The sequence below is a fragment of the Pseudoalteromonas sp. R3 genome (genome assembly GCF_004014715.1).
Taxonomy (GTDB): Bacteria; Pseudomonadota; Gammaproteobacteria; order Enterobacterales; family Alteromonadaceae; genus Pseudoalteromonas.
On sequence record NZ_CP034835.1, the window covers coordinates 1,765,266 to 1,787,554 of the forward strand.

Consider the following 22,289-nt stretch of genomic DNA (forward strand, 5'->3'; position numbering starts at 1 on the left):
TTAACGCTGGGTCGCGGCTTTCATGTCGCGCACAAACGTACTTAGCGCCTGATACATGGTTGGTTTATCATCCAGGTGCTGCTCAATGATTTTGACCACGGCTGAACCTGAGATGGCACCTGCGGCACCAGAGTCCAACGCGGCTTTGACCTGCTCCGGGGTAGAGATCCCAAAACCAAGCAGAGCCGGCGCTGCGTGGTATTCAGTAAGCTTAGTAATAATCTCATCTGTGGGCATCTGTACCTGACTTTCTGTACCTGTAACCCCAGCACGAGAGAGCAAGTAGGTATAGCCTCTGCCATAACTGGCGCACTCACGCAGTGTATCGTCACTGGCATTAGGTGTTGCAATGAAAATCGGTTCAATACCGGCATTTACAGCAGCTCTGCGGAACAGTTTGGATTCATGCAGTGGCACATCAGCAACCAGCACTGAATCGACACCCGCAGCTTTGGCTTGCTGGTAAAAGCTCTCCAGCCCTCGTGCAAAAATCAGGTTTGAGTAGAGTAACAATCCGATTGGAATATGAGGATATTGCGCTCTGATGGCACTGATCACCTCAAAACAATCCTCTGTGTTGATGTTTTGCTCCAGTGCACGGATGTTCGCGGCCTGGATCACTGGGCCATCGGCAATAGGATCAGAAAATGGGATCCCTAATTCCAAAGCGTCTGCGCCGCCTTCAATCAGACTTTTGATGATTGCCAGGCTGGTTTCCTTGTCGGGGTCGCCAATAGTCACAAACGGCACAAAGGCACCTTGCTGTTTGTCTTTTAGCTGCACAAACATGTCATTATAACGGCTCATAGCTCACCTCGCGCTTCTAATACCTGATGGACATGGGCTAAGTCTTTGTCGCCCCGGCCACTTAGATTCACCACAATCACAGTGTCCTGCTCCTGTGCTTCTGCATATTTCAGGGCATAAGCCAGAGCATGGCTTGACTCCAGTGCCGGAATAATCCCTTCGTGTTTAGCCAATGACTGGAAGGCAGCCAGCGCCTCATCATCGGTAACGGCAACGTATTGCGCGCGGCCGGTTTCATGCAGGTAGGCATGTTGAGGACCCACCGCTGGGTAGTCCAGACCTGCCGATACAGAGTAAGACTCCTCAATCTGACCATCCGGATTTTGCATAATGTAGGTGTAAGCACCATGCAAAATGCCTTTGGTGCCTTTACACAGTGCAGCACCATGCTCTTCGGTATCCAGACCCTTACCTGCAGGTTCGACACCAATCAATTTAACATCTGCCTCGTCAATAAAGTCGGCGAACATACCAATGGCATTTGAGCCCCCGCCCACACAGGCCATTACTACATCCGGCAGTTTACCTTCTGCCTCAAGGACCTGTTGCTTGGCTTCTTCACCAATCATTTTCTGGAACTCACGCACCAGCGTTGGGAAAGGGTGGGGACCTGCTGCCGTACCGAGCAGGTAGTGGGCCGTTTTATAATTGGCAGACCAGTCACGCATCGCTTCATTTACAGCATCTTTAAGCGTACCGGACCCCGCAGTAACCGGAATGACTTCGGCACCCATCAGGCGCATACGGAATACATTCGGTTGCTGACGTTCAACGTCTTTTGCGCCCATGTAAACGCGACATTTCAGTCCCAGCAGCGCACAGGCCAGTGCTGTTGCAACACCATGTTGTCCGGCGCCGGTTTCTGCGATAACTTCCGACTTACCCATACGTTTGGTGAGCAGCGCCTGACCGAGTACCTGGTTAGTTTTGTGGGCACCACCATGCAATAGATCTTCACGCTTGAGGTAAAGTTTCACTTTCGGGTTTTTAACCAGGTTTCTGGTCAGCGTGAGTGGAGTCGGACGACCTGCAAATTCATTCAGCAGCTGATAGAACTCTTGCTGAAAAGCCGGATCGTTTTGTGCTTTGTTAAATTCCTGCTCAAGTTGTTTGAGCGCAGGAACCAGCAATTCTGGGACAAACATGCCGCCAAAGTCGCCGTAATAGCCTGTATTAATCATTTCCACCTCAGTATTTACGAATTGTGTTAAAAGCTTTGTTCAGTTTATCTGCGCATTTTTTGCCAGGGCTGCTTTCCACGCCAGAATTCAGGTCGAATCCGGCTGCGCCCAGGAAGGTTGCATGTGTTAAGTTGTCTGCGCTCAGGCCGCCTGCCAGCATAAAATCGCCGGACGTATTGCTTAGCAATTGCCAGTCAAATACTTGTCCTGTACCGCCAATCTGACCTTTTATCTTAGTGTCGTACAAGTGTTTGTCGACGCCTTGTAATGGTTCCGGCAGGCGGTCCGCGATCCCTTGTGCTTTCCAGATCTGGCAGTTAACGGGCAGTTGTTGACGCAATTGTTCTATATATGTTTGTGACTCAGTGCCGTGTAGCTGTACTGCACTGAGTGTAAGGATACGGACATGTTCGACGACTTGATCAAGCGGTGCATCAACAAAGACACCCACATAATTCAGCGGTGCGCTGTCTACAACGGCTTTGGCGCAGTCGATGTCCACATAGCGTGGTGACTTGGGATAAAAAATTAACCCTCCATACACTGCGCCAGCTTCGTAGGCTGCGATGGCATCCTGGCTGCGGGTCAGGCCACACACTTTGTTTTCTCCGAGGATCAACTTACGACAGGCTGTTTCCAGGTCTTGTTCCGCCATCAGCGAGCTGCCAACCAGGAAGCCGTTGCAGATAGGGGCCAGGCGCTTCACATCGGTATGTGTGTAAATACCAGACTCTGAGATCACGGTTTTGTCGTCAGGGATCAACTTGCGCAAACGCTCGCTGGTAGCCAGATCAGTACTCAAGTCTCTGAGGTTACGATTGTTGATGCCAATCAATCGTGCGTCCAGTGCTAATGCCCGATGTACTTCTTCTTCGTTGCTCACTTCAGTCAGCACGGCCATGTTCAGGCTGTGAGCCAACTCCGCCAGTGCCCGGTAACGCGCATCATCAAGCACAGATAGCATCAGTAAGATGGCATCACCGCCGCTTAAACGGGCAAGATAAACCTGATACTCATCAATAAAGAAGTCTTTGCAAATGAGTGGCTGAGAAACCTGAGTACGGACATAGCTGAGGTAGTCAAAACTGCCTTGAAAATACTTTTCATCGGTCAGTACGCTGATACAAGAGGCGTAACGGCCATAGACGCTGGTGATCTCGTCCAGATCGAAATGCTGACGGATCAAACCTTTCGACGGCGAGGCCTTTTTACACTCCAGGATGAATTGCGTACCGGGCTGGCTCAGTGCGCCGTAAAAATCACGATCACTTGGCGCTATCTGCTCAATAAAGCTAGCCAGAGGCGAGCCTGCTTTCTTTCCGCGACTTCAATTGCTTTGTCTGCAACAATTTTTTCTAACACATTAGCCATGACTGACCTCCACGATGTCAGCAAGTTTTTCTAAGCAACGTCCCGATGCCAGTACTTGTGCAACCTGGGCGCTGGCTGATTTAAGATCCGATGCTTTGTTTGTCATCACCATCAGGGCGGCCACATTGGCAATGATGGCCGCATTGTGTGCCTCTTTACCTTGTCCACTCAGGATATCGCGCGTTGCCTGGGCATTAAACTCAGGTGTGTCGCCAGCGATGGCATCGAGTGGGTACTGTTTTAATCCAAAGTCTTCGGGTGTCAGAGTATATTCTGTCAGCACGCCCTGGTTTAATTCCGTAACCCGTGTTTCGCCATGCAAGGCAATTTCGTCACATCCTGAACCATGCACCACCATGGCTCTTTGTGTCCCCAGTTTGTTCAGCGTTTCGGCCATAGGGCGGCACAAATTGGATCATACACACCCAGCAGCTGTACCTGAGGTTTGGCGGGGTTTGCCAGCGGTCCGAGAATATTGAACAGAGTGCGGGTTTTTAACTTTGTACGTACTGGCATCGCGTGTTTAACGCCGGTGTGATAGAGCGGTGCAAACAAAAAGGTAAAATTGGTTTGTTGTAAACATCGCGCGCCCGCCTGCGGGTCCATATCCAGATTAATTCCAAGCGTTTTTAACAGATCCGCAGATCCGGACTTACTGGATACACTGCGGTTGCCATGTTTAACCATAGGTATGCCGCAGGTCGCAGCCACGATCGCTGCCGTCGTGCTGACATTAATGGTGTTGGTGCCATCGCCACCCGTGCCACAGCTGTCAGCACACAGCAGACCTTGCGTATCAAAAGCAATGGCATGGTCGCGCATCGCTTTTGCCGCCCCCGCGATTTCTTCGGCTGTTTCGCCTTTGATTTTCAAAGCGACCAGGGCTGCGGTTAGTTGTACTTCATCAAGTTGCCCTTGCATAACGGCGCCAAAGAGCTCAGTGGCGGCAGCAAAATCCAGTGATTTTTGCTCTAGCAGTAAATTTAAACTTTCCATGTCTACTCCTGGGAAGTGAGATAGGCGATGCTTTGCTTTAATAGCTGAGCGCCGCATGGGGTTAAAATTGATTCAGGGTGAAACTGATACCCGATCACCTTATCATCCGGGTGGAAAATCGCCATGGGGATTTCTTCATACTGGGCGATGACCTCAAGGCATTCGGGACCTGAGTCGCCATCAGTGAGTGATAGCGTGCTACCGGAAAGGATGTGCCAAGTCCGTCAAAAACAGGGTGTGGCGTTACAGAAATATGAGATGACTTGCCGTGAACTGTTTCTCCGGCATGGCCAATTGTGCCGCCATAGCTTTGCGTGAGTGCCTGCTGGCCCAGGCAGATCCCCAGCATGGGATATTTGCCTTTGCACAGGGCTATCAGCTCAAGCAAACAGCCAGCATCTTTCGGTGCCCCCGGACCCGGAGACAAAACCAGGATCACCGGGTCGGTTTCTTGTTCCATTTTTGCAAAAATCGTTTCGGCGTCCAGGTGATTACGATACACCACGAGTTCAGCGCCAAGGAGCGACAGTTCATCAACCAGGTTGTAAGAAAAGGAGTCAAAGTTATCAAGAAAATATATTTTAGGGATCATGCCTGCTCTCCTGCATAAGTCGACTGAATTGCTTTGATCACGGCGCTGGCTTTGGCGCGGGTTTCATCGGCTTCGGCTTGTGGGGTTGAGTCATAGACGACACCAGCTCCGGCCTGTACCAGAGCCTGGCCGTCTTTTACAAAGGCTGAACGGATCACAATACATGAATCCATTGCACCATCGCCTGTCAGGTAGCCAACCGCACCGCCATAGCTGCCACGTCGCTGCTGCTCTGTATGTCTGACCAGCTCCGCTGCTTTGACTTTTGGTGCGCCGACTAAAGTGCCCATGTTCATACTGGCCTGATAGGCGTGCAGGGCATCCAGATCAGGCTTAAGCTGGCCAACCACACGAGAGACCAGGTGCATCACCTGAGAATAGCGGTCAACTTTAAGCAGCTCTTTGGCATGGCGGGTGCCCGGTATGCTGATCCGCGCCACATCATTACGAGCCAGATCTACTAACATCAGGTGTTCAGCTCGCTCCTTCTGGTCGTCTCTGAGTTCCAGCTCGATGCGGCTATCCAGATCCGGGTTAATGCTACCGTCGGTAAATTTTCCCCGCGGGCGCGTGCCAGCGATTGGGTAGACTTCAACCTGATTGCTTTTTTCGCAGTATTTTAGCGCAGACTCGGGGAGGCACCGAATAATACAAAATCCTCATCACGCATGTAGAACATATACGGGCTTGGGTTTTGTAGTTTGAGCGCCATATAGGCCGATAAAGGATTTGCACAGGGCAAAGTAAATGTTCTGGAAGGAACAACCTGGAAGATGTCGCCATCCACGATATGTTGCTTCAGTTTGATAACCTGCTCTTTATAAGCTTCGTCGCTGATATCAACATGGACGTCGCAACGGCCTTTGACTGGCTCTGGCGTAAAGGCTTGCAGATCATCGCACTGACGGTTAAGTACTTCCAGCTTGCGGCCGACTTCAAAACAGTTGGCGTGAACATCAGGGCCATTAAACACATTGCCGATTAGCTCTGTGGTCTGCGCCTGATGATCTATGATCAACAAGGTTTCAGCAAGATAGAATACGTAGTCTGGGCAGCTGTTGGCGCCATCGGCGACGTCGGGAAGTCGCTCGAAGTTGGCCACCATATCATAGGCAAATACACCACCCAGAAATAGCGAAAAGGGTGTTTCTGAGTTGCACTTTATTTGGTTTATACAGGTTCTGAGCGCACTGAATGCATTATCAGCCTTGAGTTTCGCGTATTCATCCAGATCTGCCGGTGTATCCCGGTATGTAAGGGTCAGTACTGAGTTACCAAGTTCTACATCACAGTTTTCGACTTGCTGTGCCAGATAGGGCAGCAGTTGTTCACCGTTATTTGACAGAGCACGGACTATCACGCTTTTACCCTGGCACTCAAAGCGCAGTGCCGAGTCGACCAGAATAATACTTTTAACATTATCCTTGGAGTCAATTTCGGCAGACTCCAGTAACAGCGAATTTGGGTTTGTCCAGTGCTGCGTACAGTGACAGGGGACTGGCGATATAGTCGCGCCGTAACCGAATGCTGGTTACTTCCCCGGGTTGTGTCGTTATATGACTAAAAATCACACCTCATTCCTCGTAATTTTTATAAAATAAGCTAAAAAAACCCCCGTAAGCGGGTTGCTTGCGGGGGTCTGTTTATTAGATACAACAATGCCGTCCGCTAATTCAGGCACCACCACCACGACATAGATACTGTAAGGTTTACTGTATTGTTGCTCATGTTAAAACTCTTAATTAATCGAAAAAAAACTATAAAAAAACCCGCGGTTTTAGCGCGGGTTTATAAAATCTTGTATGCACAACGATTCACCCGCTAATTACGAGTGCCACCACCAAATGTTTAGAGTTTTTTGTGTTTTCATTTGTTAAGTCATCGTTATGTCAATTCAGTGCCAACAGTAAACCGTACTAGGGGATAAAGTGTCAAGGGCAAAGTCGAAAAAATCCACCACGTACCTAAAAATGGTTATTTTGACTGACTAAAAAGCTGCTATCTCGTTGTTTGGTGTCATGAGATAAACACACCTGACATTAAAGAACATGATATACTAAAACCTGCAAATTTTTATGAGGTTATGAGAGTTTGATAAAATACGACTTACACAGTCACAGCACTTTTTCGGATGGTCGTTTGGCAGTGAGCGCTTTACTTGAACGGGCAACCGAAAGAGGTGTGGACGTACTGGCCATTACGGATCATGATACGGTAGCTGGCCTTGCCCCTGCGCGTGCCTACATTGCAGATAAACAGCTGCCGTTATCTTTGGTCTCGGGCGTTGAAATCTCAACCAAATGGGAGAGTTTCGAAATCCACATCGTTGGTCTGAATATCGATGAAAACGCGGATGCGTTAAACACACTGCTTGCCAGTCAGCAGCAAAAGCGCCGGGAGCGTGCCAAAGAAATCGGTGCCCGGCTCGCCAAGCGTGGCTATGAAGGCATATACGAAGAAGCAAAATTGCTTGCCGAGAACGCCGAAATTACCCGCGCTCATTTTGCCAAAGCGCTGGTGGACAGAGGCGTGGCTAAAAACATTCAAGGCGTGTTTAAAAAGTATCTGGGCCGCAATAAAATCGGTTATGTACCCAGCAGCTGGTGCAGCATGGCACAAGCCGTTGAGGCGATACACAGTGCCGGTGGTGTAAGCGTGTTGGCGCATCCCGGACGCTATCAGATGTCGAATAAGTGGCTCAGAAAGTTACTGGACGAATTCAGTGCTGCCGGTGGCAAAGCAATGGAGGTGGCACAGCCTCAACAGGCACCCTCTGAACGGCAGTTTTTGGGTCAACTGAGCCGCGAATATAACTTACTCGCCAGTCAGGGATCTGACTTTCATTATCCAACAAACTGGTTGGATCTCGGAAAAAACCTATACTTACCAAAAGATTGCCAAGGGGTTTGGCAGTTCTGGGGCGCGACAGAGGAGTGACAGCGTGAGCCAATTTTTTCATATTCATCCCGATAATCCACAGGGTCGTCTTATCCGTCAGGCCGTTGATATCATCCAGCAGGGCGGGGTGCTAGTTTATCCAACTGATTCTGGCTATGCCATTGGCTGCAGCCTGGGTAACAAGCAAGCTAAGGAGCGCATTGAGCGCATTCGTGGTATCGAAAAGCACCATAACTTTACCCTGATGTGCCGGGATTTATCTGAGTTGTCGACTTATGCTCGGGTCGACAACCAAATGTTTCGGATGATCAAAAACAATACACCCGGCCCGTACACCTTTATTCTCAAAGGAACCAAAGAAGTACCGCGGCGTTTGCTCAATGAGAAGAAAAAAACCATCGGTATCCGCGTGACAGAGCACCCCATTACGTCGGCTTTACTGGCCGAGTTGGGTGAGCCTTTGATGTCCTGCTCGCTGATCCTGCCTGATGAGCAATTTACAGAGTCGGATCCTGAAGACATCCGGTTGCGTTTGGAAAAGCATGTTGATTTGATCATTCATGGTGGTTATCTGGTAGAGCAGGCGACCACGGTTATTGATATGTCTGACGACGAGGTGGTGATCCTGCGCCGTGGTTGTGGCGATACGGCCCCGTTTGAATAATCATGGGTGACCAACCAGCCCAACAGAAGCTGCCACTGGCGTTTTTACACGGAGAGGCCGTACTGGAAAAGCCGGAGGATCTCTATATTCCTCCGGACGCGCTGGAAGTGATACTGGAAACATTTGAAGGTCCGCTCGATCTGTTGTTATATCTGATCAAACGCCATAAATTAGATATTCTGGAACTACCTATACTGAGCATCACGCAACAATATGTGCAGTATGTAGAGATGATGCAGGATATGCAGCTTGAACTGGCCGGAGAGTATCTGGTGATGGCTGCTTTATTGGCACAGATAAAGTCACGTTTGCTGCTACCTGTGCATGAAGAACTGGAAGACGAGGAAGACCTCGTGCCGAATTAGTCAGAAGACTTCAGGAATATGAACAATTCAAAAAAGCCGCCGAGCACTTAGACCAGTTACCTCGAGTTGATCGGGACATTTTTGTTGCCCGCGCCTTGATGGAAGAGTCCGAGGAGCCTCAGGCACGTTTGCCGGATATTGAAATGGCAGAGCTGCTGCTGGCGCTCAGTGATGTCATGGCTCGGGCAAAAACCTTTGAGCACCACCAGATCAGTGCCGAAGTGCTATCTACCCGGGAGCGTATGGCGGCCATCCTTCAGTTTTTGTCGGAACATCCGGAGCCTGTAGAATTCAGTCGGCTGTTTACTGTTTCGGAAGGGCGTAGCGGTGTAGTGGTGACGTTTATCGCCATGCTGGAGCTTTTAAAGGAGCAGCTAATTAATTGCTTACAGGTAGCGCCGGCTGTTACTCCTGCCAGTGCAATTTATTTGTCATTAAAGCTACAAGAGTGACGCGGGCTCTGTCATAATACGCCGCTTTAGACTAGCCTTATCCTACTTGCATGAAACGTCGTATCAGTGATGAACAATTGGTTGAACTGGTTGAAGCAGCCATATTCGTTGCCGATAAGCCTTTATCACGTAAACAACTGAAAGAGACCGTTTTACTGGACATCAATGTATCGGATAAACGGCTTCGTGATGCACTGGATACCCTGAGTGAACACTATCAGACCAGAGGCGTCAAACTGGTTGAAGTTGGCACCGGTTATCGTTTTCAGGCTTGTGCCAGTTTAAGTCCCTGGCTCAGTAACTTGTGGCAGGAAAAAGCACCCAAGTATTCCCGTGCCACACTTGAAACGTTGGCTCTGATAGCTTACCGACAACCCATTACCCGGGGCGAAATTGAGCAAGTGCGTGGCGTGACTGTCAGCTCCAACATTATTAAGAGCTTACTGGAGCGTCAGTGGATAAAGGTGGTGGGCTATAAAGAGGTGCCGGGCAAACCTGCATTATATGCAACGACCAGACAATTTTTAGACTACTTTTCGCTTAACGGGCTGGATATGCTCCCTGAGCTGCCACCACAACAGGGCGAAAAGCTAGATCAGATGTTAGATGATCCTTCTGTGAGAGAACCATCAGAATGAGTGAGAAGTTACAAAAAGTTTTGGCACGCGCAGGCGTAGGCTCGCGTCGTGAAATGGAAAAGTACATCGAAAGCAACCGCGTCAGTGTTGATGGCAAGGTGGCTAAACTGGGTGACCGTGTGGAAGAAAACGCGGTGATCCGGGTCGATGGTCATATTGTTAAAGTAGAGCAACAGGAAGAGCGCATCTGCCGTGTACTGATGTACCATAAGCCGGAAGGCGAACTGTGTACCCGCAAGGACCCGGAAGGGCGCCGTACTGTATTTGATCGCCTGCCACGTATTGAAGGCGATCGCTGGATCGCCATAGGTCGCCTTGATATCAACACCTCAGGCCTGTTGTTATTCACCAATGATGGTGAACTGGCCAATCGCCTGATGCACCCTAAGTACGAAGTAGAGCGCGAGTATTCAGTTCGGGTGTTTGGAGATGTTACCAACGAGCACCTGCGCAATCTGAAAAAAGGCGTAGAGCTTGAAGATGGCCCGGCAAAATTCCTGAAATTGGTGCCTCGCGGTGGTGAGGGCCTTAACAAGTGGTTTAACGTAACTCTGACCGAAGGCCGTAACCGAGAAGTGCGTCGTTTATGGCAATCACAGGAGCTGGAAGTATCCCGTCTTATTCGAGTTCGTTACGGTAAGCTTGAGCTGAGCAAGCGTTTGCCTCAGGGCGGCTGGGAAGAGCTCAAGCTGGAAGATGTAAATTACCTGCGCAAGTCGGTAGGTTTGCGCCCTGAGACTCAGACCAAATTATCTGTGATGCCTGAAAAGCGTAAAGATAAGCGTGCAAAGATAAACCGTATCCGCAAGGCGGTGAATAAGCATAACCAGCGCCTCAAACAAAGTAAGCGCCGTTAAAACAGACACAAAAAAGCCGCTTTTTGCGGCTTTTTTAATGGTTATTACTTAGGTTGGGCGTCGAGGGACTGGCCGTTGACCTGAGCTGAATCGTCAGACATCAGGTAGAGATAAGTCGGCATCAGATCTTCTGGTGTTTTTAACTTATCTTTATCTTCACCCGGATAGGCGGTAGCACGCATGCTGGTGCGAGTGGCGCCTGGGTTAATACAGTTTATACGAATGTTGGTTTTGCCCACTTCCGCCGCCCAGGTTTGCATCATGCCTTCTGTAGCGAATTTAGAAATTGCGTATGCGCCCCAAAATTCGCGGCCCTGACGACCTACGCCTGATGAGGTGAACACAATAGACGCACTGGGCGCTTTGCGCATCACCGGGAACAGGTATTTAGTGATCATTGCCTGTGCGGTAACGTTTACCTTCATGATATTTTCGAATGTAGAAACACAAAAGTGCTCAAGCGGGCCCAATGAGCCTAAAATAGAGGCGTTATTTAACAGTCCGTCAAGCTTGCCAAATTGTTGTTCGATAGTGGCGGCAAGGTCGCGGTAGTGTTGTTTTGTGGCACCTTTCAGATCTAAAGGGACAATGGCAGGCTGTGGGTAACCTGCGGCAACGATTTCATCGTAAACACATTCCAGTTTTTTGGTGGTTTTACCCAGCAAAATTACCGTGGCGCCATGCCTGGCATAGGTCAGTGCGGCAACGCGGCCAATGCCATCGCCTGCACCTGTGACCAAAATCACTTTGTTTTCTAAAGCATTCTCAGCTGCTTGATAAGTATGCATTTTGAACCTCTGAGCTAAATTTTCAGCATATTTTACCACATACCACAGCCAAGTTATCGAATTTATTGTAAATATGGCTGGCGAAACGCTACACTTTGCGTTAACTTAAACTGGTCTAATGTCTTATTAAAAGCAGATTTACCTTTAAGTACCTTTTTGCAAAGGTTTTAACTAAAAATTCTCTGATCGCTCAATTTATCAGCTAAATTAAGCAGTTAAGTTGGATTCAGGGCTAAGAATAATAATAAGATTATGTCGGAGCCAAATAAATGAAAAAAATGCTACTCTCACTCGCGGTTTCTGCAGCCTTAGCTGGTTGTGGTGGCGGTGAAACCCTTGATGACGTAAAACAAGAAAGTACAGCTGTAACACCCAGCGCCTCGATTAAATTCGACCCTTCAAATGGTGTGATCTCCGTGCCTAACGATTTGCTGTTTAGTGGTACAAAAGACGGCACACTCAATATTCCAGGAGAGCTCAATAGCGACGGAGCTCCTAATCTCCAGCGTGCTCAGTATGCCGACCCATCTTTTGCTCTGGGTGCACTGGATGGCTGGTCAACGCAAATGCCTTTTGCCATTGATTTAACCGTTCCAGCAGGTGTTGAAATTGATGCTGCCAGTGTTGCAACACCTGGCTCCGTGCGTATTTTTGAAGTGGTGATGGGCGCAAGCCAGACCGTTGAAGAGTGTGCTCAGGTGCCAGCGGGTATTGCCTGTAAAGCTGTTGCAGAATTAACGTTCGGTCCAACGGGTGACTTTGTTACTCAGTTGGGGGCAGATGGCAAGAGCATCAATGTTATCCCAATGAAGCCGCTTAAGTCGGCAACAACTTATATTACGGTGTTAACAACGGGCTTAAAAGACAGCTCGGGCAGTATTGCGCCTTCATCAACCTACGCGCTGCTTAAGCAAGAAACGCCACTGGTTACCCCTACGCAAAAGAGCTTACAGGGTGTGATCAACAGTTATGAAAATGCTGTGGCGGCACTGGGAACAGTGACGAAGGAAGAAATCATTTATTCAGCTGCGATGACCACTCACTCAACTTTTGAAGTGATGGGAGCGGTTAAGCAGTTGTTGGCTGGTTCTTTGACAACTGAGCAAAGACCTGTTTTAAGCGTGGGTGAACAACCTGCGGATGGCTTAACAGTAGCCGATATACTGGGGGATGCTTTACCTGAGCCGCTACGTCCTTTATATGGCTCAATCCGCTACCTTAAAGGCAACATTGTATTGCCTCGCTACCTGGGTGAGCCACAAACAACCGCAGATACAGCGCTGGCGGATACCTACTGGCAGGCACAGTGTGACAACGCGTTGGCTGTGATTGCGTACAAAACAGCAACTGGGACAGATCCCGACGCAGAGCCAGGCTCGAACGATGCGTTGTGTAAAACCTTGTCCAAAGACGTGTTAAGAGACTTTGGGCTGGATCAGCAGAGGTTTGTCAGCAGATATAATCCGCTTCCTAAAGTTCAGGGTGCAAATAATATTCCTGTTCAGATAACTATGCCTAAGGATGAAACCAACCGTCCTGAAACTGGCTGGCCGGTTGTTATTATGCAACATGGTATTACCAGTAAAAAAGAAGATATGCTGGGTCTGACGCTGGCGCTAACCCAGGCTGGTTTTGCAACAGTGGCAATCGACCACCCGCTACATGGTGATCGTGGTATCGATGTAAATGATGACGGTGAAGATGATTTCAATGCCTCAACCAAGAGTGTATTGCATTATATGAATCTGCAGTCACTGTTGGTAGCGCGCGATAACCTGCGTCAGTCAGTTGCAGATTTATTAGGTCTGCGCCTGGGTCTGAACTTTATCAATCAGGCAACAACGGTCCCATTATTGTTCAATACTCAGGATGTTAGCTTTATCGGCCATTCTTTGGGTTCTGTGGTAGGCCCTGGCTTTATTGCGATGGCAAATACCCCGTTGGATGAGCAAGTAGATGCTTTGTTTAATGTAAAAGCAGGCGCCTTATCAAGTGGTGGCTCTGGTATTGCTAACTTCCTGGTTGAGTCGGCTTCATTTGGTCCGGTTGTGAAAAGCGCCGTGCTTTCTGCTGCAACTGACCTGGCTGTGTCTAAGCAATTTAATGCTTATATGAAAGAAGGTGCGATCACTGACTGTGGCCAGTTTGCGACAGATGCAGGTGCGTTTACTAACTGTGCGTACTCAACCTTTACTGCTCAGCTAGAAGCTAATGGTGATACGGTTGCACTTGGTGCGATTAATGCGACTGTGACACAGTTTGCCTACGCAGCACAAACCGTATTGGGCAGTGCAGATGCTGCTAACTATGCTGGTACAGTTAAAGCGCTGGGCACACCTATGTATGTGGGTGTGGTTGTTGGTGGTGAAAATGGCAACAAGAAAGATCAGGTGATCCCGCCATCAACGGAAAGCAACCCGCTGTCGGGCACTTTGCCAATGGCTGCATTGATGGGTCTTCAGGAAGTGTCTGAATCTCCAGAAGTCGATGGGACGCCTGGCAGTTATGTGGTGAAATTCAGCCAGGGCCATCACAGCTCATTGCTCACCACTAGCTTTGATGAGCGCTCGGGCGGTACTACTGAAGGTCATGCAGCAGCAACGATGGAAATCCAGAAGCAGCTGGCCACCTTCCTGGCAACTGAAGGCCTGATGCTACCGATCACTAACGATGCTGTTATTGCAAAATAATCGCATTTAAGAGATTATGTGAAAGCCGCTGTTTCAGCGGCTTTTTTTACTTAAATTTCAGGAGTAGAAAGTTGGCATTTTTATACGAGTACGGATTATTTTTGGCTAAGGCAGTGACACTGGTCGCTGCGCTTGGTGCAATCATCGCAATGATTGTTGCTGCAAGTCATAAACCTAAGTCTCAATCAGGTGAAATCGAGCTGACGGACCTGTCAAAACGTCTGGACGAAGCGAAAGAGCAATTTCTGGCACAAACTCTGGACAAAAAAGCGCTCAAAGCTCATGTGAAACAGCAAAAGAAGGTAGAGTCTGAGCAATCTGATGAAACCCAGAAACGAGTATTTGTGATTGAATTTTGCGGCAGTATGGATGCGCATGAAGTGGAAAACCTCAGAGAGGAAATTACAGCGATTCTGACCATAGCTGATGCCAAACAGGATCAGGTGGTGGTGAATCTGGAAAGTGGAGGCGGGGTTGTACATGGCTATGGACTGGCTGCTTCTCAGCTGCAACGTGTAAAAGATGCTGGTTTGCCACTGACAGTGTGTGTCGATAAAATTGCCGCCAGTGGTGGCTATATGATGGCCTGTGTGGCAGATAAAATTGTTGCCGCACCATTTGCTATCGTCGGTTCTATTGGGGTAATTGCCCAGATGCCAAACTTTAATAAGTTGCTGAAAAAGAACGACATCGATTATGAGCAAATCACGGCTGGTGAGTTCAAGCGAACTCTGACTCTGTTTGGCGAGAACACGGACAAAGGGCGTGAAAAGTTTCGAGAGGAAGTCGAGCATACCCATGGCCTGTTCAAGCGTTTTGTCAGTGATAACCGTCCCGATATGGATATAGATAAAGTCGCGACAGGTGAACACTGGCTGGCCAGCCACGCCCATGAGTTTGCTCTGGTAGATGAACTGCGTACCAGTGACGATTTGTTGTTGGATCTGAATAAAGTGCATCAGCTTTATCAGGTGCGCTTCAAGCTTAAGAAACCACTGGCAGAAAAACTAGGAATAGGATTGAGCCTGAGCCTTGAGAAAGGGGCAATGCGACTGTTTTCGAAGTGGCAAAAATCAAGTTATTAAAATTGGATAAGCGCCAGATCTGCAAGTTGCGATTTGGCGTGATAAGGCAATACACCATATGTAACCTGTTACACCGAATCTCAAATATTCCAAAACTCTGCTTCTTTTGACGTTAAGTATGTCGCAAAAGAACATTGCCAGTGCGTGAAGCCTGTTTTCTAAATGGGCAAGTAGCAGGCTTGTTATTCGCAATGGATATATTTTAAAACTACAGTTCAGGGCGAAAGATCACTTGCTGCAAAGAAACTGTATCCATCGTCAGTTTGTGCCAATGTGGTACTGTCAGTAACAACTCGATATAACCCGCCGTCACTATGTTATCAAACTGAACTGTACTCAGGTGGTTAACCAGAGTCGTTAAAGCTGGATTGTGGCCCACCACAGTAACGTCATTACATTCATCAGGTAACAAGTGCAGGCAGTCCAATAGATCGTGTGCATCAAAGGTATAAAGTGCCTGTATTATTTCAATCGGTTTAGTCATATTACATTGTGTATGTAATATGCGGGCAGTGTCGAGGGCACGCTTTGCCGGGCTGGTAAATACGTATGTATCAGGCAGCGTACCTAATTGTTTTGCCAGTGCCTGGGCGCGGCGAACGCCCTTGGGCTTTAGCGGGCGGTCAATATCGTGCAGCATCGGCTCCTGCCAGCTGGATTTAGCATGACGAATAAGTCTGAGAGTTTTTTTCATAGCAGCCCTGACTGCACATACAAATTTCTAGTTTAGCCTATGGTGTGGCAAACAGCTGGTTTTCGAGGGTATTGCCGTTGATCAATTGTTTATATACCCAGCCGTGATGATGGCAAAGTTCAAGCAGCGCGATATCCAATGCTACTTGGTGAGTATCGTATTCAATGACAAACTCATCAGGCTGTGACTGACGAACCTGTTTCACACCGTCTAGCCGGGCAATATGTGACTGCATCTGGCTGTCTGGTTGCTTCACTTGCAAGGTCAGGTATGCGGTGTCTGAGCCATTTTGTCCGTATCTCTGATGACTGGTGAGTTTTCCTTGCTCCAGATACAGGACTGTATCGCACAGGCGATCCAGTTCGCTCAGGTCATGAGAGCTCAGTATAAACGTCATGTCTTTGCTCAAGTCGGCGACCAATGTTCTGATTGCTTTAGCATTGATGGGATCCAGACCCGCTGTTGCCTCGTCCAATAGTACAATTCTGGGCTTCCCAATCAAAGCTTGCGCAATACAGATGCGTTTTCTCATACCGTGGGACAGCTCTGAGGCTTTGGCATTGATTTGATTGCTGAGGTCGACTTGTTCGAGAACCCGTGCTGTTTCATGTTGAGCTTGCGCACGACTTAAGCCCTGTAACTGGCCATAAAACGTTAACTGCTTACCCACTGAAAAACGCGGATCAAGTTGGGCATCCTGCGGCAGTGCACTGAGCACACCAAACAGTGAACTATCGCCGGGTGTATGCCCCAATACGCGAACAGCTCCAGAGTCAGCCCTTAAAAAGCCGCATAAGATGCTAAACAGTGTTGTTTTGCCTGCTCCATTGGGGCCAACCAATGCAATGGTATGGCCCTGATCTATGGTGAAGCTCACTTTATCCAGCGCACACTTGCTGCCAAAGTGTTTGGTCAGCTCTTTGACTTCAATGACGAATGACGTTGAGGTACTCATAGATCTTTCCTTTTCATTAGCCAGTATGCGGTGCTCAGTAGTGCCAGGGATTGCAGTAAGGGGATAGCAAAGGTATGCCAGTCGATATTGTGCCAGGGCGCAATACTACTGATATGCACTCCTGGCAGCAGATAATATAACCAGTCAGCCAGTTCAATGTGAGATGCCAGATACCCAATCAATAAATTTCCTACTGTGAATAGTAAACTGGCATAGATGATACTCAGACGTGCTGAGCTTGCCAGCAGGTTGAGTAAACTCATCAGGGCGATAAAGGGGAGAGTGGTTAACGCCAGTAACGCGGTAATCGAGGTTAATTTACCTAGCCCATTGAACGCCAGAGCGGGGTCTCGTGTGAGCATAAGTACCCAGGCTGCGAGGGCAGAGGTAAGGATCAGTGCCAGTAAAATGAGCGCCTGTCCTGCAAATCGGCCGAGCATGATTTCACTGCGGCTGGCCCGTAATGTCAAAAATCTGAGCGTACCCCGTTTACTGTCTTCTACGGTCTGATCAGCGCTGACGAATAAGGTAAAAACCGGAAAACTGAACAAGGCAATGATCCAGTAGACCGACAGTTCAGCCTCTGGCCAGCGTGCGAGCGAGTATAATCCCACTGAGCCTGCAATTTGTACCGCGATATCGGAGAATTCAGGGCTGTTTAGTACCGAAACCGCATGATAGATGGGATAACGTAAAATCATCAGCCACACCATAATAAAGGCTGCCAGTGCCAACCAGCCGCGTTTTGTGGCAAACAAGCGTGTCAGTTCAAACTGACTTAATAACATGATTCTTTTTAGTGACATAATGCACTCCTTTTGCCGATACCTTAACGCATAAGTGAGTGATTGGAAAAGCTGAGAATTGTTTCAGAGTGTGGCGTATATAAAAAAGGAGCCAGCAGGCTCCTTTAAAAAGTGTTTAAGCGAGTGGGTTACCAACCACACTGGCGGTTTTTGTTTTGCTCATCCAGATAGGTTTGAAGTGGTGCAAAGTAATCCAGGATAGCGGTGGCATCCATTTGTTGACTACCAGTAACGCTTTCCAGTGCTTCCTGCCATGGACGGCTGCTGCCCATTTCCAGCATGGCATTCAGACGTTCGCCAGCTTCTTTTGAGTTGTAAACAGAGCAGCGGTGAATGGCTTCTTTGTTACCTGAAATTTCGCACAATGCCTTGTGGAATTCAAACTGCAGAATATGCGCCAGGAAGTAACGTGTGTAAGGTACGTTACCAGGTACGTGGTATTTTGCACCTGGATCAAAGTCGTTTTCAGTACGCGTAACCGGCGCCTGAAGACCCTGGTATTTCTCACGTAATTCCCACCAGGCTTTGTTATATTCAGCCGGGCTGATCTCACCTGAGTATACTTTCCAGCGCCACTGGTCAACTAACAGCCCAAAAGGAATGAAGGCGATTTTGTCCAGTGCCATCTTCATCAGCAGACCAATGTCTTTTGACTCGTCAGGCACTTGTTCCAACAGGCCGATTTCTTTCAGGTAGCCAGGTGTGACTGACAGAGCAATTGTATCACCGATTGCTTCATGGAAACCATCGTTGGCACTTTCCTGATAGTACAGTGGTAGCTTGTTATAAGCACGTTGATAGAAGTTGTGTCCTAACTCGTGGTGGATCACAGAGAACTCTTCACCGGTGCGCTGGATACACATTTTGATACGCAGATCGTCTTTGTTATCTAAGTTCCATGCTGAAGCGTGGCACTGTACGTCGCGATCTTGTGGCTTGGTGAACAGTGAGCGCGTCCAGAACGTTTCAGGCAACGGTTCAAAGCCCATTGAAGTAAAGAACTTCTCTGCACCTTTAACCATTTTGATCTCATCGTAATTGTGCTTTTCAAGCAACTCGGTCACATCGTATCCTGGATCAGCGTTTTCTGGCGCAACCAGGTCATAGATGTTGCCCCATTGCTGAGCCCACATATTACCTAACAGGTGCGCTGGAATGGGCTGATCCTGAGGAACTTTGTCTTCACCATATTTTTCGCCTAGCTTGGCACGTACATGACAGTGAAGTGAGTCATATAGCGGCTTGACCTGTCCCCAGATACGATCTAACTCTTTGGCAAAGTCATCGGCAGGCATGTCATACTTGCTGCGCCACATAGCACCTGTGTCACGATATCCTAATTCCTGCGCACCTTCATTTGCTAAGGAAACGAGATCTTTGTATAGCGGGCGCATTTGCGGAGAAACCTGACGCCAGCCTTGCCAGACATCTAAGAGCTCTTCGTAGTTACGACTGTTAGCCATTTTGGAGGTCATTTCACCCAGGCTCATACATTTGTCGTCTTTACAATACTTGCCTTTACCATACATGCCATCAAGTTCAGCTGATAGCTTTGCTAGTTCGGCTGTTTTTTCTGCATCTTTAGGTGCTGGAAGAGTAAGGTTCAATTTAAGCTTGTCCAATTTGCGACGGTTGTCGTAGCTCAGCTCCAGCTCATCAAACTTTGCTGCTTCATTGGCCAGTGCAACCAGCTTTTCGGTGTATTCCTGACTCACATCGGCAGCCAATGATGCGGTATCTTCGGTAATGAAGTTAGCGTAAATCCAAGCTGAGCGTGCACTGCGATAGCTTAAATCTTGCAGCTCTTTTTCCGCTTTGGTCAGAAATGCTTCCGCGTCTTTTTCCGTTAAGGTTGAACTGGTTGTTGAGTTACATCCACTCAGAGAGAGTGCCCCGGCAACCACTAAGGCGCCCAGGCTGAGTTTGAATTGTAGTGCCATCATTGTTCCAATTATCGTTATTAGAATGTTGATGATACCAGTGTCGAATGAATGCGACAATTCACACCAGACAAGCGATGTAAAAATATTGAGTTAAGTGGCATTTGTTCCATACTTAAAGCGCCAATAACTGGAAGGTGCTCTTACCATGTGGTTACTGATACTGCTCATTATTGCTGTATGTTTCATTTTTTACATCAAGGAAGTCAGGCTGAAAGTCGTTTCGGGGCCGGCCATGGCGTATTTCAAGCGTGCGCTTCCACAACTATCACAAACAGAACGCGAAGCGATGGAAGCCGGGGATACCTGGTGGGACGCCAGTTTGTTCAGTGGCAAACCAAATTGGTCGCACTGGTTACAAACGGGTAAACCAGCACTGAGTGACCGGGAACGGGATTTTATTGAACATGAGCTGACTGAACTCATGACAATGTTGGATGAAAATCAGATCTGTGCAGCTGGTGATTTGCCGCCTGATGTATGGCAGTTTTTGAAAGAGAAAGGTTTTTTTTCTTTTATCATTCCTGAAAAATTTGGCGGTAAAGCGTTCAGTGCGCAGGCAAACTCAGCCATTGTCGCGCAAATTGCAACCCGTAGCTTATCAGCTGCGGTGACAGTGATGGTGCCCAATAGTCTTGGGCCTGCCGAGTTGCTGCTTCATTTCGGCACATCACACCAACAACAGAGTTGGTTGCCTAAGCTTGCCGATGGCTCTGCGCTGCCGTGTTTTGCGCTCACATCACTAGAGGCAGGATCCGACGCGGGTGGGATCACCGACTTTGCTGTTGTTTGCAAGCAGGAGTTTAATGGTGAAATGACCTTGGGCCTGAAAGTTACCTGGCGAAAACGTTATATCACGTTAGCGCCGGTGGCAACTGTATTAGGGTTGGCTTTCAAAGTTTATGATCCTGACCATTTATTATCTGAACAGAGTGAATTGGGCATTACTTGTGCCTTAATACCCACCGACCATGAGGGTGTAAAAGTAGGTTCCAGGCATGATCCTATGGGCCTGGCTTTTATGAATGGAACGACCGAGGGGCAGGGAGTGTTTATCCCGTTAGACTGGGTCATCGGAGAGCAAGAAGGCATAGGAAAAGGGTGGCGTATGCTGATGGCTTGCCTGAGTGCAGGGCGAGGTATCTCTTTGCCAGCATTGAGTGCAGGTACGGCACAACTGAGCGCCAGATCAACCGTAGCTTATTGCAGTGTAAGGCGACAGTTCAAACAACCTTTGTGTCGATTTGACGGGGTTCAGTCAGTATTAGCCCGAATTGCCGGACTGAGTTACAGCATAGAAGCAACGCGGCAAAATACCGCTTTGGCGATAGATTTAAATAAGAGTCCGGCAGTCATTACGGCAATTGCTAAGTACCATCTAACTGAAATGGCACGGATCAGTGTTAATGATGCGATGGACTTACACGGCGGCAAGGCGATTCAAAGAGGTCCTCTGAACTATCTGGCCCTGCATTATCAGGGCATGCCAATTAGCATTACGGTTGAAGGAGCAAACATCTTGACACGTAATTTAATGATTTTTGGTCAAGGTGCGACCCGTTGTCACCCTTATGTGTTGAAAGAAATGGCGGCAGTACAGGAGCAAGATGCGGAAGCCGCGTTACTTCAGTTCGATAAAGTTCTGACAGATCATCTGGCACACAGTTGCAAAACGTTTCTTAAAGCATCTTTTAATGGGCTGACCTTAGGTTTCTTCTCATCTTCACCTGTTGGTGGAGAGGTGGCGAGGTACTATAAAACTCTAACCTGGTATAGCCAAATCTTAGCGACTCAAAGTGATCTGGCGATGCTCGTGCTCGGCGGTAAGTTAAAGCTACAGGAAATGCGTTCAGCTCGTTTAGGAGATATGTTGAGTCATCTCTACCTTGGCTCCTGCGCACTGAAAAAGTTTGAGGATGATGGCCGTCAGTGTAGCGATTTACCCTTGTTACACTATGCGATGCGTTATCACCTCAGTGCGTTCGAGGTGGCTTATAAGGGTTTTGTTGAAAACTTCGCACCAGCGGGGCTCAAAACGATTGCAACAAGGTGGTTTATGCCTTTTGGCGGTGGTTTTTCGGGGCCTTCAGATAAGCTCGTGGTTGATTTATGTGATAGCTTATATCGCAATAAGCTGACACTGGCCCGCGTTTCCAGCTTGTGTAGTGCGTCAGGCCACGAGGGGCTGGACTCACTAGAGAAGGCGTTTAAGCTATATCCAAAATGCGAACAGGCCCTGTGTAAATTTGAACGCTGGCAGAAATCCCACCAGACAAATCTGCTGGCTTTAAATACTGACGAGCAGCTTGCTATGGCTGTGGCTGAATGTGCTATTGACGAAGAAGAGCGCGAAATGTTGGTTGATTGGTTCCACTCTAGTCGGCTTGCATTGAGTGTGGATGAGGTCGGTTGATCCGCTGTGTATGTGGATGTGAATTTTGTTAAGCGTGTGAAATGAGCTTTCCTAGCCAGGTTCATGTCTGGCTAGGTGATACGCATGTACTCTACTT

At 48.4% G+C, this 22,289-nt stretch carries 14 protein-coding genes and 5 pseudogenes; 8 read left to right on the forward strand and 11 right to left on the reverse strand.

Annotation, left to right across the window (positions count from 1 at the left end; genetic code table 11):
- From trpA to ELR70_RS12590, 6 genes and pseudogenes are all read right to left on the reverse strand, one after another.
- Complete coding sequence (gene trpA, locus ELR70_RS12565; protein ID WP_054013877.1) at positions 1 to 807, reverse strand: tryptophan synthase subunit alpha; 807 nt, start codon at positions 805 to 807, stop codon at positions 1 to 3.
- Positions 804 to 1,988 (reverse strand): tryptophan synthase subunit beta, encoded by a 1,185-nt coding sequence (trpB, locus tag ELR70_RS12570; protein ID WP_054013876.1) that lies wholly within the window; start codon positions 1,986 to 1,988, stop codon positions 804 to 806. Before trpB ends, trpA begins: the two co-directional genes overlap by 4 nt.
- A gap of 7 nt (positions 1,989 to 1,995) precedes the next feature.
- Positions 1,996 to 3,359 (reverse strand): annotated as a pseudogene (gene trpCF / locus ELR70_RS12575) (bifunctional indole-3-glycerol-phosphate synthase TrpC/phosphoribosylanthranilate isomerase TrpF).
- Positions 3,352 to 4,355: pseudogene (gene trpD, locus ELR70_RS12580) on the reverse strand (anthranilate phosphoribosyltransferase). The pseudogenes trpCF and trpD overlap by 8 nt, the downstream one beginning before the upstream one ends.
- Positions 4,356 to 4,357: 2 nt before the next feature.
- Positions 4,358 to 4,947, reverse strand: a pseudogene (locus tag ELR70_RS12585) (aminodeoxychorismate/anthranilate synthase component II).
- Positions 4,944 to 6,518 (reverse strand): annotated as a pseudogene (locus ELR70_RS12590) (anthranilate synthase component 1). The pseudogenes ELR70_RS12585 and ELR70_RS12590 overlap by 4 nt, the downstream one beginning before the upstream one ends.
- A gap of 520 nt (positions 6,519 to 7,038) precedes the next feature.
- Between ELR70_RS12590 and ELR70_RS12595 the strand changes: the two are divergent.
- The 5 genes and pseudogenes from ELR70_RS12595 (at position 7,039) to rluB (ending at position 10,821) form a co-directional block, all read left to right on the forward strand.
- On the forward strand, positions 7,039 to 7,884 hold the full coding sequence (locus tag ELR70_RS12595) for a PHP domain-containing protein (RefSeq protein WP_054013871.1): 846 nt from the start codon (positions 7,039 to 7,041) through the stop codon (positions 7,882 to 7,884).
- 4 nt (positions 7,885 to 7,888) lie between these two features.
- The gene (locus tag ELR70_RS12600; protein WP_054013870.1) at positions 7,889 to 8,509 is read left to right on the forward strand and encodes an L-threonylcarbamoyladenylate synthase; all 621 of its coding nucleotides are present in this window, start codon (positions 7,889 to 7,891) and stop codon (positions 8,507 to 8,509) included.
- Between the two features lie 2 nt (positions 8,510 to 8,511).
- Positions 8,512 to 9,326: pseudogene (locus ELR70_RS12605) on the forward strand (segregation/condensation protein A).
- A 50-nt stretch (positions 9,327 to 9,376) separates the two neighbouring features.
- A complete protein-coding gene (gene scpB / locus ELR70_RS12610) occupies positions 9,377 to 9,964 on the forward strand; it encodes an SMC-Scp complex subunit ScpB (protein WP_054013868.1) in 588 nt (195 codons plus the stop codon).
- Complete coding sequence (gene rluB / locus ELR70_RS12615) at positions 9,961 to 10,821, forward strand: 23S rRNA pseudouridine(2605) synthase RluB (protein WP_054013867.1); 861 nt, start codon at positions 9,961 to 9,963, stop codon at positions 10,819 to 10,821. The genes scpB and rluB overlap by 4 nt, the downstream gene beginning before the upstream one ends.
- Before the next feature lie 44 nt (positions 10,822 to 10,865).
- Here the strand turns inward: rluB and ELR70_RS12620 are convergent, their stop codons facing one another.
- Positions 10,866 to 11,609: a YciK family oxidoreductase gene (locus ELR70_RS12620; protein WP_054013866.1), complete on the reverse strand. Its 744-nt coding sequence runs from the start codon at positions 11,607 to 11,609 to the stop codon at positions 10,866 to 10,868.
- Positions 11,610 to 11,878: 269 nt separating this feature from the next.
- Here ELR70_RS12620 and ELR70_RS12625 point away from each other — a divergent pair, with 269 nt between their 5' ends.
- The gene (locus tag ELR70_RS12625) at positions 11,879 to 14,299 is read left to right on the forward strand and encodes a VolA/Pla-1 family phospholipase (RefSeq protein WP_054013865.1); all 2,421 of its coding nucleotides are present in this window, start codon (positions 11,879 to 11,881) and stop codon (positions 14,297 to 14,299) included.
- A 71-nt stretch (positions 14,300 to 14,370) separates the two neighbouring features.
- Positions 14,371 to 15,384, forward strand: a complete 1,014-nt coding sequence (sohB, locus tag ELR70_RS12630; protein ID WP_054013864.1) for a protease SohB — start codon at positions 14,371 to 14,373, stop codon at positions 15,382 to 15,384.
- A gap of 208 nt (positions 15,385 to 15,592) precedes the next feature.
- On the opposite strand, the gene ELR70_RS12635 is transcribed toward sohB, so the two are convergent.
- The 4 genes from ELR70_RS12635 to ELR70_RS12650 all read right to left on the reverse strand — a co-directional run bounded on the left by ELR70_RS12635 (position 15,593) and on the right by ELR70_RS12650 (position 19,779).
- Positions 15,593 to 16,078 carry a phosphoglycerate mutase family protein gene (locus tag ELR70_RS12635; RefSeq protein ID WP_082353083.1) on the reverse strand — a complete coding sequence of 162 codons (486 nt, stop codon included), beginning with the start codon at positions 16,076 to 16,078 and terminating at the stop codon, positions 15,593 to 15,595.
- A 37-nt stretch (positions 16,079 to 16,115) separates the two neighbouring features.
- Positions 16,116 to 17,033, reverse strand: coding sequence for an ABC transporter ATP-binding protein (locus ELR70_RS12640; protein WP_054013862.1), 918 nt, complete (start codon positions 17,031 to 17,033; stop codon positions 16,116 to 16,118).
- Positions 17,030 to 17,839 (reverse strand): ABC transporter permease subunit, encoded by an 810-nt coding sequence (locus ELR70_RS12645; RefSeq protein WP_054013861.1) that lies wholly within the window; start codon positions 17,837 to 17,839, stop codon positions 17,030 to 17,032. The genes ELR70_RS12640 and ELR70_RS12645 overlap by 4 nt, the downstream gene beginning before the upstream one ends.
- 128 nt (positions 17,840 to 17,967) lie before the next feature.
- Positions 17,968 to 19,779 carry a M2 family metallopeptidase gene (locus ELR70_RS12650; RefSeq protein WP_054013860.1) on the reverse strand — a complete coding sequence of 604 codons (1,812 nt, stop codon included), beginning with the start codon at positions 19,777 to 19,779 and terminating at the stop codon, positions 17,968 to 17,970.
- Positions 19,780 to 19,927: 148 nt separating this feature from the next.
- Here ELR70_RS12650 and ELR70_RS12655 point away from each other — a divergent pair, with 148 nt between their 5' ends.
- Positions 19,928 to 22,192 (forward strand): acyl-CoA dehydrogenase, encoded by a 2,265-nt coding sequence (locus tag ELR70_RS12655; RefSeq protein ID WP_054013859.1) that lies wholly within the window; start codon positions 19,928 to 19,930, stop codon positions 22,190 to 22,192.
- The last annotated feature ends 97 nt before the right edge of the window (positions 22,193 to 22,289 follow it).

Bases quoted from the DNA above. Each gene is read 5' to 3' on its own strand.
- trpA (WP_054013877.1), bottom strand. From the start codon at position 807: ATGAGCCGTTATAATGACATGTTTGTGCAGCTAAAAGACAAACAGCAA.
- trpB (WP_054013876.1), bottom strand. From the start codon at position 1,988: ATGATTAATACAGGCTATTACGGCGACTTTGGCGGCATGTTTGTCCCA.
- scpB (WP_054013868.1), top strand. From the start codon at position 9,377: ATGAAACGTCGTATCAGTGATGAACAATTGGTTGAACTGGTTGAAGCA.
- rluB (WP_054013867.1), top strand. From the start codon at position 9,961: ATGAGTGAGAAGTTACAAAAAGTTTTGGCACGCGCAGGCGTAGGCTCG.
- ELR70_RS12620 (WP_054013866.1), bottom strand. From the start codon at position 11,609: ATGCATACTTATCAAGCAGCTGAGAATGCTTTAGAAAACAAAGTGATT.
- ELR70_RS12625 (WP_054013865.1), top strand. From the start codon at position 11,879: ATGAAAAAAATGCTACTCTCACTCGCGGTTTCTGCAGCCTTAGCTGGT.
- ELR70_RS12635 (WP_082353083.1), bottom strand. From the start codon at position 16,078: ATGAAAAAAACTCTCAGACTTATTCGTCATGCTAAATCCAGCTGGCAG.
- ELR70_RS12640 (WP_054013862.1), bottom strand. From the start codon at position 17,033: ATGAGTACCTCAACGTCATTCGTCATTGAAGTCAAAGAGCTGACCAAA.
- ELR70_RS12645 (WP_054013861.1), bottom strand. From the start codon at position 17,839: ATGTCACTAAAAAGAATCATGTTATTAAGTCAGTTTGAACTGACACGC.
- ELR70_RS12650 (WP_054013860.1), bottom strand. From the start codon at position 19,779: ATGGCACTACAATTCAAACTCAGCCTGGGCGCCTTAGTGGTTGCCGGG.
- ELR70_RS12655 (WP_054013859.1), top strand. From the start codon at position 19,928: ATGTGGTTACTGATACTGCTCATTATTGCTGTATGTTTCATTTTTTAC.